Origin of the sequence: Martinezella calliandrae (assembly GCF_030272695.1) — a bacterium.
GTDB lineage: Bacteria > Pseudomonadota > Alphaproteobacteria > Rhizobiales > Rhizobiaceae > Rhizobium > Rhizobium calliandrae.
Genome location: NZ_JARFYN010000270.1, coordinates 1 through 214, shown reverse-complemented (window position 1 = coordinate 214; position 214 = coordinate 1). Strand labels below are relative to the sequence as shown.

Below are 214 nucleotides of genomic sequence, written 5' to 3'. Positions count from 1 at the left end.
GCGCAAAGCTCTATGTCGGGCGCGACGAATTGAAAGACGTGAAGGCGCTGAGCGCCAGCATGGGCCGATCGGGTGCGAAGGAAACGACGCTCGATTACACCAAAGCTTTTGCCGCGCGACGGGACATTGGAGACGGAACCGGTCTCTCCCGCCAAATCGATCTTGGCCTCTCGGTCGGAAGGGCTGAAGACCGGCTTCCGGCTCACGACAGCAC

Annotated in this window: 1 protein-coding gene; it reads left to right on the top strand. The window is 61.2% G+C overall.

Annotated features, from left to right (window positions below; translation table 11 throughout):
- Positions 1 to 214 (top strand): hypothetical protein (locus PY650_RS37075; RefSeq protein ID WP_285885096.1); only part of this gene is annotated, 214 nt, incomplete at both ends.